We start from the raw sequence: 12,816 nt of genomic DNA, 5'->3' as shown, positions 1-12,816 counted from the left end.
ACCACGAAGGGGAGCGCCGGGCGGCAACGGGTGCGCAGCAGCCCCCGACCGGGAGTGCGAAACGTAATGTGTCCCCTCGGCCCGCCAACGACGGTCATAGGATGAAAGGGATGACCACCACCCAAGCAGACAAAAACTTCAGCCTCCGCAGCGTCGCGCTACCGGCATTCGGGCCAGCTGTGCTTTTCTGTCTCGGTGAGGGGGCTGTCCTGCCGGTCATCGCGCTCTCCGCCCGCGACCTCGGCGCATCGGTGGCGGTATCGGCGTTGATCGTGACGCTGATCGGTCTGGGTTCCTGGTTCTTCAACATTCCGGCGTCGATCATCACTGAGAAGTTCGGCGAACGATGGTCGATCGTCGGAGCCGGTGCTGTAGGCGCGATCGCCCTCGGAGCGGCAGCCTTTGCACCGCAAATGGAACACGGACTTTGGCTGTTGGCCTCCTGCATGACCCTGGTGGGGATGTCCGCCAGCGTCTTCAACCTCGCTCGGCAAAAATTTCTCACCGAGGCCGTCCCCGTCATGTTCCGCGCTCGAGCCCTCTCGACCCTGGGCGGCGTCACCAGGATCGGCCTCTTCATCGGGCCATTCGTGGGCGCCGGCGTGATGCAGTTCGCCGGGATCAGCGGTGCGTACTGGGTGGGCTTCGGTGGCATGATGGCTGCCGCTGCCTTGTCGCTCACCATCCCGGATCTGGTCGCCCCGAAAGCGGCCGACGGCGGTCCGCCACCTCCCGCGTCCACCTTGCGGAGCGTCGCGGTTTCCCATGCCGGAGTGTTCCTGACGGTCGGCTTCGGCATCCTCCTGCTGAGTGCGTTGCGTGCATCTCGACAGGTGGTGATCCCGCTGTGGGCCGACCATCTGGGACTGGATGCCACCCACGCTTCGTTGATCTTCGGCTTGTCCGGGGCAATCGACATGCTGGTGTTCTACCCTGCCGGGAAGCTCATGGATAAGAAGGGGCGGCAATGGGTGGCCATCCCGTCCACTGTGATCATGGGGACTGCCTTAATCCTGGTGCCGTTGTCGGCCGGGTTCGTCCCTCTTCTCCTGGTTGCCTTGCTGATCGGTTTCGGCAATGGGATCAGCTCAGGGCTCATCATGACGCTGGGAGCTGACTTCTCGCCGGATAACGGGCGGAGTCACTTCCTGGGCATTTGGCGATTCATGGCCGACTCCGGTGCGACGGGTGGACCTGTGCTGTTGTCCGCGCTGACGGCTGCAATCTCGTTGTCGGCGGGTATCTGGGCCACAGGTGTACTGGGCTTCGCAGCGGCAGTGGTGTTCGCCGTCGCAATTCCACGCCTGAAGCACCGGCGTAACTATTAGCTTTTTTGGGGTGGACTAGCCCCAAGCGCCGGAAGACTCCCAGGGAATTCGCAGGAAAGTCCAAGTGTGGCTAAACTCATGCTGGCCGCAGTCTCGCGGCCATTTTCCGCGCTCTTGGGGGCGTTTGAGCAGAGGGCGCTGTCTTATGCAGATCCGACGGAGAGCCCGCATGCGCTCTCAAGTAATTTTTGCCGGCATTATCGCAATGGTGGGAGCCGCCCTGCCGGCGCTCCCGGCCGTCGCGGATGAGGTACCGGCTCCATTGCCGAGTGCCGCGGCGGAACCCACGCCGACGGGGACCGGTGTTGTTCCCACAGACCAGTTCATTGTTAAGTTCAAGGATCGGGACGGAATCCAGTCGGCGGACCGCCAAGCGTCCTTCGGGCGTGCAGCCAGGGCAGCGGGCGTTCCTGTTCAAGCCGTCCGAACCACCGCCACAGGTGAAGACGTGATCAAGACCGAGCGAAGGCTTGGCACAGAGGAAGCCAACCAGCTTGTTGCCGCCATGTCGACGGATCCGAACGTGGAATACGCGGAGCCGGACGTCATCATGCGCACGCAAGAGACTTGGTTCAATGACACTTACTTCACTTACCAGTGGGGTCTGGCCCACAACCAAGGTGGCATACTCATGCCCATCGCCTGGGACATCAACCAGGGGCAGGGAAGTGTCGTGGCGGTCATCGACAGCGGAATTCTGAGCCACAGCGATCTGAACGCCAACGTCCTGCCCGGATACGACATGATCAGTGACAGCGGGGTAGCACGAGACGGCAATGGTCGTGACTCAAATCCTCGCGACGAGGGTGATGCGACAACCGCCGGCCAGTGTGCCGCGGGTGAGCCCGCCTCTTCCTCTTCCTGGCACGGTACTCATGTGGCGGGGATCATTGCCGCCGTGGCCGGAAACGGAAAAGGGGTGGCGGGTGTAGCCCCTAAAGCCAAGGTTGTACCTGTTCGCGCCATTGGCACCTGTGGAGGATATGCGTCAGACATTGCAGATAGCGTGATTTGGGCCGTTGGCGGAACAGTGCCTGGGGTCCCGGCCAATGCCAACCCTGCCCGGACAGTCAACATCAGTATCGGTACGGTAGCCACATGCCCGGCAGTCTTTCAGGATGCGCTCCAGGTTGCCCGTGACAAGGGAGCCGTGGTTGTGGTGGCCGCAGGCAACGAGGGAATCGATGCCTCGCAAGCCAGCCCAGCAAATTGCCAGGACGTCATTGCCGTTGGTGCGAGCACACGGACTAACACCAAGGCGTACTACTCAAACTACGGAGCGGCCATCGATGTCACCGCGCCCGGCGGGGACATGCGCTATGACGTGCTCGACGGAATCGTATCAACCCTCAACAACGGCACGGACCGTGCCACAACTGAGGACTATTACATCAAGTCGGGAACGTCCATGGCGGCCCCGCACGTAGCCGGTGTTGCCGCCATGATGCTATCGGAACTGCCTGCCCTGACGCCCGCGGCGGTGGAACAAAAACTGAAGGCAACAGCATCGGCACCCAGCTGCAATGTCTGCGGCGCGGGGCTTATCAATGCGACGGGTGCACTCCGTAACGTTGAAGAGGAAGCTTTAGTCATCACCGCTGGTAAACCCAGCATTAAGGGTGAGCCCGTTGTGGGCCGGACTGTCACCGTGGACTACGGGAACTGGACGTACAACTCCCTGGCTCAATGGTCCCGCCAATGGAAACGTAACGGCATTGATATTCCGTCTGCTACGGACTATTCATATACGTTGGCGCCGGAGGATCTGGGCACGGCAATCACTGTGACTGTGACCGCAAAGATGAATTTCACACCGACGGCCTCTGCCACGTCCGTCCCAACGGCCGCGGTCAAGCCCGGGTTGCTGTCGGCTGTTGAGCCCACTCTCAGCGGGTCAGCTTATGTCGGGAACGCTTTGACGGTTGACCCTGGTACGTGGGGGCCGGAACCGGTGGAACTCTCGTATCAGTGGTATCGAGCGGGAACTTTGATTGCCGACGCCACTGAGCCCATATACACCCCTTCCGACCCAGATGCAGGAAAGACGCTAACCGCGACGGTCACTGGTACGAAGCTGGCTTACGGTACGGTCTCCAAGAGCACAAAGCCGACTGCCGTTGTAGTTACCGCCGATAAAGCAGTCTCTCCAGCACCGGTTGTTTTCGCCGAGGCTCCGTACATGGTTGATGACAACTACACCGTTCCGGCCACAGATGGCGTGGACTATCAGATTAACGGCGTGACCGTGCCTGCGGGCACATACCCGGCACGGGGACAGGTGAAGGTGACAGCAATGCTGCACGCCGGGTACGCCCTGGCACGAGATGCAGCTGCCCAGTGGATCACATTCTTCAGTACCAAAGGCCCGGAATTCGTGGCTCCAGCCGTTTCACCTTTCAAGGATGTCCTGACGACACAGCAGTTCTACAAGGAAATGTCGTGGATGGCTGACCGCAAAATATCCACGGGGTGGGTTGAGGCAGACAAGTCGGTCACGTACCGGCCTCTGGCACAGATTAATCGTGACGCCATGGCAGCATTCCTCTACCGCATGGCTGGTTCGCCGGAGTACACACCGCCTGCCCAGTCGCCATTCAAAGACGTGCTGACCACCCAGCAGTTCTACAAGGAAATGGCATGGTTGGCTGAGACCGGCATTTCGTCCGGGTGGACGGAGAACGGTGCGCGTTTGTACAAGCCGTTGACCCCTATCAACCGTGACGCCATGGCAGCATTCCTCTACCGCCTGGCAAACAAGCCTGACTACGTGGCCCCGCCGTGGCTGCCCTTCAACGACGTAAGCGCGAGTCAGCAGTTCTACAAGGAGATGGCTTGGATGTACGAATCGGGTATCTCTTCCGGCTGGAGGGACGCGTATGTCAGCCTTTACAAGCCGCTGTCGCCCGTCAACCGCGATGCCATGGCTGCTTTCCTGTACCGGATGCCATAGCGCACGATCGCGAAGAACAAGCGAAAATCAACCGGGGCGGGTTGCAGAACTTCTGCAGCTCGCCCCTGCCCTTTTTGAAGCGACCTCCCAGACTCACAGGGAATTCGCAGGAAAGTCCAAACTGTGGCTAAACTCATGCTGGCCGCACTCTCGCGGCCATTTTTTCGCGCTCTTGGGGGCGTCATAGTAGAGGGCGCTGTTTTATGCAGATCCGACGGAGAGCCAGTGTGCGCTCTCAAGTAATTGTTGCGGGCGTTATCGCCCTGGTTGGTGCCGCCCTTCCGGCACTCCCGGCCGTAGCGGATGAAACACCGGCGCCTATGCCGAGTGCCGCACCTAAAACGATGTCCACCAGCTCCGAGGAAATTCCCACGGATCAGTTCATCGTGAAGTTCAAAGAACGGGACGGCATTCAATCGGCCGACCGGAAGTCGTCGTTCGGCCGGGCGGCCAGTGCCGTGGGCGTACCTGTTGAATCCGTGCGCACCATGGCCACCGGTGAAGAAGTGGTCAAGACCGATCGGAAACTCGGTGCGGCAGAAGCCAGCGAGCTCGTTTCCACTTTGGCGGCTGACCCGAGCGTTGAGTACGCCGAGCCTGACTCCATCATGAGGCCGTTTGCTACCTCGCCTAATGACACCTATTACAACCTCCAGTGGGCGCACGGCACAGGTAACGGTGGCATGGGCGTACTTGGTGCGTGGGATGTAAGCCAAGGTGAGGGGAGCGTTGTTGCGGTTATCGACAGCGGCATCCTGAACCACAGCGACCTGAACGCGAACGTCCTTCCCGGCTACGACATGATCAGCGAGCCGGAAATTGCCCGCGACGGTAACGGCCGTGACTCAAACCCACGTGATGAAGGCGACGGGTCGTACTACGAACAGTGCGGCGTGGGCTGGCCTTCTGAAGCGTCCTCGTGGCACGGAACGCATGTAGCAGGAATTATTGGTGCCGTTGCCGGGAATGGCAAGGGAGTTGCCGGGGTGGCCCCCAAGGCAAAGATTGTCCCGGTTCGAGCACTGGGTATCTGCGGCGGCTACATTTCAGACATTGCCGACGCGATCGTCTGGGCCGCCGGCGGAACTGTTGCCGGAGTCCCTGCAAATGCCAATCCCGCACGCGTTATCAACCTCAGCCTCGGCGGCCGCGGAGTTTGCCCGGCCTCGTACCAGAATGCAACAGATTTTGCCCGCGGCAAGGGTGCTTCCGTAGTAGTCGCTGCGGGCAACGAGAACATTGACGCATCGCAGGTCAGGCCGGCCAACTGCAAAAACGTTCTGGTTGTTGGAGCAACTAAGAAGGACGGCAACAAGGCCTATTACTCCAACTTCGGCGTGAACGTGGATGTTGCTGCGCCGGGTGGCGACATGAGGTACAACTACGGCGACGGCATCGTGTCAACGCTGAACAATGGCCAGGACATTGCCACAACCGAGGACTACTTCCTCAAAGAAGGCACCTCCATGGCTGCCCCGCATGTAGCTGCGGTGGCCGCAATGATGTACTCCAAGCTGCCCGCGCTGACCCCCGCCGACATCGAGCAGCGAATGAAGGAGACAGCCCGGCCGGTCTACAACTGTAACTGCGGGGCCGGTTTTGTGGACGCTGGCAAGGCCCTCAAGATGCTCGCTGAAGATGTAGCGCCCATCATTCCAGGAACGCCCACCATCTATGGTCAGACCAAGGTGGGCGCGATGCTGACCGCCAATCCGGGATACTGGAGCCCAGGCCAGGTACTCAAGAGCTACCAATGGCTGCGCAACGGGGAGCCCATTCCCTACCAGAGGCTTGACCAGTACGTGCTTGCCCCCGAAGACTCAAACGCAGTCATCTCGGTGAGGGTAACCGGAGCGAAGACGTATGCCGCGAGCGTGCCGGCAACCTCAGCCCCTACTGCCCCCATCACGCCTGCGGATATCTACTCCGTAGCCCCGAAGATCACTGGCCCAGCCTATGTCGGCAGTGTCTTGAAAGCAGACGTGCAGCCCTGGGGGCCGGCTCCGGTAGCCCTCGCATACGAATGGAAGCGTAACGAGGATCCGATAGCCGGAGCCACAGGTTCCGAGTACAGCATCACGGAGACTGACATCGGTGCGACGATCACCGTGACGGTGACCGGCACCAAGCTTGGTCACACCACGGTGTCCTTGACCAGCGAAGCGACTGCTGCAGTCCTGCCGGCTGACAAGGCTGTAACCCCCGCGGCAGTTGAGTTCGTGGACGCCCCGTTCACTGACCAGGACACCTACACCATCCCTGAAACGGACGGTGTTGAGTACCGCGTCGCCGGTGAAGTGGCGATGCCGGGAACCCATCCAGCAACAGGCCGGATCACGGTCACGGCAGCGGCCAAGGATGGTTTCGTGCTCAAAGCAGGTTCGACTGTGGAGTGGACGGAACGCTTCAGCGCCAAGGGCCCGGACTTTGTGCCTCCCGCTGTATCGCCTTTCAAGGATGTGCTGACAACTCAGCAGTTCTACCGGGAAATGGCATGGATGGCTGACGCTGGAATCTCCAAGGGTTGGGTTGAGGCGGACAACTCTGTCACCTACCGCCCACTGACCGCGATCAACCGCGATGCCATGGCAGCCTTCCTGTACCGCATCGCCGGTTCCCCGGATTACACCGCACCGGCTCAGTCCCCGTTCAAGGACGTATCCACCACCCAGCAGTTCTACAAAGAGATGGCATGGTTGGCAGAAAAGGGAATCTCCTCCGGTTGGACCGAGGGCGACGGCTCCAAGACCTACAGGCCCCTGACGCCGATCAACCGCGATGCCATGGCGGCATTCCTCTACCGCTTGGCTGAGAAGCCGGACTTCCAGGAACCCGCTACATCACCGTTCCACGATGTGCTCACCACGCAGCAGTTCTACAAGGAAATGGCTTGGATGCTGGAGATGGAAATCTCCACAGGCTGGCTGGAAGCCAATGGCTCACGCAGCTACAAACCGCTTTCACCCATCAACCGCGATGCCATGGCAGCGTTCCTGTACCGCATGCCATAGCTGCTCGTTGAGGTCGCTGCTTAGCGACCCTCTTTGACCAACAACGGCCGCCGAACAACCTGATCAGGTTGTTCGGCGGCCGTTTGGCTTTCAAAGAAGGTCAGGAAGCCACGGATCCCGTTGAGAGAACCCTCGGAGTCTTCCACGCCCGGTCCGGAACCTTACCGGACACCAGAGCCACGGCGATCACCAGCAGCACGAGCCCCCACGTAGCATTCACGACGTCAAGCGCCGACCTCATCACCACGAACGGCGGGACGATGGCCAGGACAGTTCCGGCAACGATGCGCCACATGGCGGGGCGGACCGCACCGGGGGCCAGTGCAGTGCTTGCGAGCTCCAGCCGGACCAGAGGGGTGGAAACCAGCAGCACCATCGCCCACGCGGCCACATAAAACAGTGGCCGGCTGAGCCACCACTCGGTGCCGGCGGGCTCGGGGAACGGCAGACGAAGGACCAGTGCAATCCCAAACATTGCGATGATCAACGGCAGGTGCCACAGGTAAATGGTCATTGCCCGGCTACCCACCACGAACATCACCTTCTGCACCCAGCCGACGCCCACGCATCGCTGCAGCACCGGATAGACGGCTTTCACCAAAAGAATGTGGGCCAGCCCCACCAGGATCAGCGGGAACATGGGCGGGTTTTGGCTGGTCAGCATGTCCACGGGATAGGGACCGGCGTGCGTCAGCGGAACCATCACGGCGTAGCAGCCGCCAGCGGCAAGAACGAGCTTCCACTTGGCGAAGCGATCAAAGAAGCCGTCGGCGTAAAAAAACCCCAGCTGCTGCAGAAGTCCCCAAACGAACACCATGTTCAGCAGGCCGATCGGGTTCGAATCGAAGCCCCACGGGTTGCGCTCCAAGCCCAAACGAAGAACATCAACGACGACGGCGCCCGCAGCCAGCGCTGCGATGGTCCGGTAGGGCGCTGCCTCGTGAAACCTGGCCATCGTAGGCACCATGGCCTGGCAGATCAGGTACGCGGCCAGGAACCACAGCTGCACGCCGGCGCCCGCAGCGATAACGGTGAGCAGATCAGCGGGGACACCAGCCGCCGTCGCACTCCACAGCGCAATGGCGAGGAAGATGTACAAGGCAACAGTGGGCCGGACCAGCCGCAGCACCCGGTTTCTGAGGTAGTCGCCAGCGTCACCGCCCTTGCGTTGCAGGCTGCGCCACGACGTGAGCGAAGCAAAGCCGCCCACCACGAAGAAGAGCGGCATGACCTGGCCGAACCATGTCCCTTGGGCAAACCAGCTCAGGGATGTAAGGGGATTGCCCACGCCGATGCCGGACTCGTCCACGCTGATCCCCATCATGAGCAAATGAACGGCAACAACGGCAAACATGCAGACGACGCGGATGAAGTCGACCACCAAATCGCGGGAGGCCGGGACGGCGAGATCTTGGGCATCACTTCGGTGCGAGGCGGATCTGAGGGTAGATGACATGGGAGCTCCTGGGATTAGCCGCTGTTTGTCCATCGATTGGAATAACTGTAACCCATGAAGAGCGGCCAGTCGACGTAATCCTCAGAAACGTTGGAACTTACGGGTCAGGATAGGCATGGCCGGGCGTAGCCTTGGAGAGGACCGCACTCACGATCACTCGAGGTTTCACGCGGCGCATTTCATGAATCCACCCCCACCAATGAAGGGCAGTGCTGATTGTTATGCACATCAAAGAATTTTGGGACCAGCTCTCACCGGACACGCAGCAGTGGCTCATCGACAATCCGGGAACCATGATTGTGCCGAGGACCGTCACAGCAATCATTAACGGGGAAACGGGAGAGAACGAAGGTGTCGACGCCCACGGTGGCACGCACCTCACGGATGAGGATCGGCACTTCATCCATGAGCAGGCGCGGTCGCGTGCTGGATCTGCTCCTGCGGAGGAGCCCAAGTTCTTCGACTCAGTAGGGCCGGCGGATTAATACCCTGGGACTGCGCGCCCTTTAGCGCCGGCCGCCCCCATAACCACTGGTGCGCGGGGCGCGAAAGGGTGCGCCGCCCCCGTTACCACTGGTGCGCGGGGCGCGAAAGGGCGCGCCGCCGTCGCAATAAAGGCGCTAGCCCTTGCGCGCCGCCAGGCCGAACAGCCACGTGCCGCCGAGCGCAGACAGGTATCCGGCGATCACAATGAAGGCGGTGCCGGCCCAGAAGTAGTCGATGGTGCTGTCTGTGCTGAGGTCGGGCACCTGCAGCAGCGAGTAGACCGCCACAAAGCCGGCGATCACAAGCGCCGCAACAGTGAGCCAGACCCACAGGCGCGAGGCGGCCCAGTGCTCGCCGTACCCCTTCCACACATTCCAGCTGTTGCCGGTGCGGAGGATGAGCCAACCCGCGGGGAGCATGACGGCGGCTACCACCAGGAAAGCAGCGACGACGTCGGCGGGGCGATGCCACTGGTTGATGAGTGTGGAGACTCCCGTGGCTACTGCGAACGTGCTGCCGAGGAAGCCTGCCAGTGGACGCCAGCGGGGCGAGACCATGAGGAACACCGCAGCTGCAGCGGAGGCGGCCAACGTGGTGTGCCCGGAGGGGAGTGAGTTCAGTTCAAGTGTCTGGACGCCGCGGTCGGGCCTGTCCGGGATGAGGAGCTTGAGGATCTGCGTGGCGGCGTTGGCGGCGATGCATGCTGCGACTGCGATTCCGGCTGCGGTCCAGCGTCGGCGGGCGACGGTCACGAAGAGGACCATGATCGCAGCGATGGCCAGCGAGAGCATGGGAAGCATATCCAGGAATTCGGTGGAGGCCCTGCCGGCTGTTCCGCCCAGTACGGTTGCTTCGACTAGTGCGGACTCGTCGATGAACTGGCCCGCGGTGGTGCGCACAAAGAAGTAGTACGTCGCGGCCAGGCCAACGGCGCTGGCGATCGTAGCGAGGCAAAAGAGGAAGCCTTGGCCGGCGCCTGCGTCGCGTCCTTGAAGCGGCCGTTTGCTCGACCTCCCGCTGGTGCGGAATTGCTGAGAACTCATTCTGACTAGACTGCCACAGTTCTCTGGACGGCTCGTGTGAGTCACCCCTCGAGCGTGGCGGGTCCTGGTGAGACGTCGGCAACATTCCTGTGACGCTTGACGCGTGTTAGGTCACAGGTTTAAGCTTCCTAACACGTGTTAGGGAAGGAAATCCACATGTCGGGAACCAATAGGGCTTTGCGTGAATTCACACGTAGAAGTGCCCTCACAGCCCTCGGCGCCGGAATTGTTGGAGTCACCGCGGCGTCGTGGCCGCGCCTGACGGGGGCAGACATTCCAGGCCGGGGAGACAACAGCCTCAGCATCGCCATCATGGGCACCGCCGCAGACGCCGCAGCCCGCCAGAAAGTCATTGACGCTTTCGCGAAGGTCCACCCCGAAATCAAGGTCAAGGTCCAGGCGATCCAGGCCGTGGACTGGAAGGACTTCTTCACCAAGATCCTCACCATGGTTGCCGCAGGGACGCCGCCGGACGTGGTGTACGTGGCAACGGAAGGCGCCCAGCTCTTCGCCGAGAAGCTGGCCCACCCGCTGGATGAGTACCTGCGCCGCGACGCCGACCATATGAAGGAATACTTCCAGGACGTCCACCCCAGCTTGGTGGAAGCGTTCATGTACAAAGGCAGCCTGTTCCAGCTCCCCATCGACTGGAACGCAGCCAACATGTACTACAACACCGCATCGCTCCGCTCGGCGGGCCTTGAACGGCCCTCCGACAACTGGACGCACACGGACTTCCGCAGCACACTCGCCGCGATGAAGAAGGCCAAGCCAGCTGACTTCACCCCTTACTACTGGACCAACCGTCTCTTCGGCGGAGTGGTGCCGTGGCTGTACGCGAACGACACCAGCTTCCTCAAGGAAACCAACTCACCGGGCGGCGAGTGGCTGTGGGACGGCTTCTACGCCAACGACCCCACGCGCAGCCTCCGCTCCGGCGGCTACCAGTGGCTCGAGCCCAACGCCGATGATCCCCGCGTCTTCGAATCCTTCGACTACCTCCGCGGACTCGTCAAGGACGGATTGGGTGTCCGGCCGGAGGAAGGCGGCGGCAGCGCCCTGATCGGCCTCTTCGCGTCCAACAGGATAGGTACGACGCCGGCAGGCGGCTACTGGGTGCAAGGCCTCCACGAGGCGGGGATGACAGAGAACGACTTCGACGTCCAGTTCTTCCCGAAATGGCGGACCCAGCGCCACCAGTTCGGCACGGCAGGCTACGCGATCATGAAGACCGCCAAGGATAAGGATGCCGCGTGGGAATGGGTGAAGTTCAGCTCCAGCCGCGAAGCCATGCAGATCGTGTTCCCCACGCCTAACACCACACCCGCCCGGCGCTCCATGGTCAACGAGCAGCTCTACGCCGGAACCGGTCCGCGGAACTGGAAGGTCTTCTACGACACCCTGGACAAGTTCCCCACAACAGGTCCCATCCCAGCGCCACCCCAGCAGGCCGCCGTCGAAACCGCCCTGATGAAAAACGTAAGCCTGGCTGTCAGTGGTGACGAGCGGCAACTCAAGGACGCCCTCAGTTCCATGCAGCGCGACCTTGAACTGGCCCTAAGGAGGCAGCCATGAGCACCGCAACCAGTACACCTACGGGGACGGGGAGCGAGCCGGGCCGCCGCCATGCCGCCCACAAGAACGAACAAGGCTCCAAGCGCGGCCGCGTGCAGCAACGCTGGCTTCCCTGGGCCTTCCTGGCACCGACCATCGTGGGCATGGGTATCTTTACCCTGCTGCCGATCGTCGCCTCGATCGCGCTCGCATTCTTCCGCTGGGACATCATCTCGGCACCGACGTTCGTTGGCTTCGACAATTTCGCCGAGGTGGTCCAGGACCCCACCGTCCGGGTGTCGTTCCTCAACACCATCGTGTTCGTGGTGGTGGCTGTTGCCCTCCAACTCGGACTGGCTCTTGGCCTGGCCATCATGGTGCAGGAGAAGCTCCCGGCCTGGCTCAGGGTGTTCTTCCGCTCGGCTTTCTTCTTCCCGTTGATCCTGTCCGCGGCGTCGGTATCGATCTTCATGCGGTACCTCTTCAACGAACAATTCGGCGTCGTGAACTGGCTGCTGTCCATAGTCGGCATCCCAGCGGTTCCGTGGCTGACGACGCCAAGCGGGTCGGCCGCCGTCGTGATTCTTGTGTACGTATGGCAGAACTTCGGGTTCTCGTTCCTGCTGTTCATCGGGGGTCTTGCCTCGATTCCGGTGGAGACATACGAGGCCGCGTCGATCGACGGTGCGACAGGCTGGCGCAAGCACTGGTTCGTCACCCTGCCGCTGCTCAGCCCCACCACCCTGGTGGCCTCGGTCATGGCGATAATCAACGCACTGCAGGTGTTCGACCAGCCCTATGTGCTCACCCGCGGTGGACCCGGCGACTCGACACGCACGGCCGTGATGGTGATCTTCGAATCCGCATTCCAGCGCCTCGAGTTCGGCCAGGCCTCGGCGATCGGCGTGATCCTGACGCTCATCATCATGGCCATCACAGCCGCGCAGTTCCGGCTCAGCAAACGATTCGTCTTCTACCAGTAAGGCCC

8 protein-coding genes are annotated in these 12,816 nt (G+C 61.6%); 6 read left to right on the top strand and 2 right to left on the bottom strand.

Annotated features, from left to right (window positions below; all coding sequences use genetic code 11):
- Positions 1 to 110 precede the first annotated feature (110 nt).
- From ACNAOT_RS17350 to ACNAOT_RS17340, 3 genes are all read left to right on the top strand, one after another.
- A complete protein-coding gene (locus ACNAOT_RS17350) occupies positions 111 to 1,328 on the top strand; it encodes an MFS transporter (RefSeq protein ID WP_420178719.1) in 1,218 nt (405 codons plus the stop codon).
- Between the two features lie 169 nt (positions 1,329 to 1,497).
- Entirely contained in the window at positions 1,498 to 4,278 is a 2,781-nt protein-coding gene (locus tag ACNAOT_RS17345; RefSeq protein WP_420178718.1) for a S8 family serine peptidase, read from the top strand.
- 203 nt (positions 4,279 to 4,481) lie between these two features.
- Positions 4,482 to 7,289: a S8 family serine peptidase gene (locus ACNAOT_RS17340; RefSeq protein WP_420178717.1), complete on the top strand. Its 2,808-nt coding sequence runs from the start codon at positions 4,482 to 4,484 to the stop codon at positions 7,287 to 7,289.
- Positions 7,290 to 7,389: 100 nt separating this feature from the next.
- Here ACNAOT_RS17340 and ACNAOT_RS17335 read toward each other — a convergent pair whose 3' ends face one another.
- Complete coding sequence (locus ACNAOT_RS17335; RefSeq protein WP_420178716.1) at positions 7,390 to 8,745, bottom strand: acyltransferase family protein; 1,356 nt, start codon at positions 8,743 to 8,745, stop codon at positions 7,390 to 7,392.
- A 209-nt stretch (positions 8,746 to 8,954) separates the two neighbouring features.
- Between ACNAOT_RS17335 and ACNAOT_RS17330 the strand changes: the two genes are divergently transcribed.
- Positions 8,955 to 9,230 (top strand): hypothetical protein, encoded by a 276-nt coding sequence (locus tag ACNAOT_RS17330; protein ID WP_420178715.1) that lies wholly within the window; start codon positions 8,955 to 8,957, stop codon positions 9,228 to 9,230.
- 135 nt (positions 9,231 to 9,365) lie between these two features.
- Here ACNAOT_RS17330 and ACNAOT_RS17325 read toward each other — a convergent pair whose 3' ends face one another.
- On the bottom strand, positions 9,366 to 10,274 hold the full coding sequence (locus ACNAOT_RS17325) for a phosphatase PAP2 family protein (RefSeq protein WP_420178714.1): 909 nt from the start codon (positions 10,272 to 10,274) through the stop codon (positions 9,366 to 9,368).
- A 156-nt stretch (positions 10,275 to 10,430) separates the two neighbouring features.
- On the opposite strand from ACNAOT_RS17325, the gene ACNAOT_RS17320 reads away from it, so the two are divergent.
- Positions 10,431 to 11,849, top strand: a complete 1,419-nt coding sequence (locus ACNAOT_RS17320; RefSeq protein ID WP_420178713.1) for an extracellular solute-binding protein — start codon at positions 10,431 to 10,433, stop codon at positions 11,847 to 11,849.
- On the top strand, positions 11,846 to 12,811 hold the full coding sequence (locus tag ACNAOT_RS17315; RefSeq protein WP_091469285.1) for a carbohydrate ABC transporter permease: 966 nt from the start codon (positions 11,846 to 11,848) through the stop codon (positions 12,809 to 12,811). Before ACNAOT_RS17320 ends, ACNAOT_RS17315 begins: the two co-directional genes overlap by 4 nt.
- The last annotated feature ends 5 nt before the right edge of the window (positions 12,812 to 12,816 follow it).

The sequence above is a fragment of the Paenarthrobacter sp. TA1.8 genome (assembly GCF_048595705.1).
In the GTDB taxonomy this organism is placed as follows: Bacteria; Actinomycetota; Actinomycetes; order Actinomycetales; family Micrococcaceae; genus Arthrobacter; species Arthrobacter nitroguajacolicus.
Note: the sequence above shows the minus strand (reverse complement) of the source record. Positions and strands in the feature narration are given on the sequence as shown.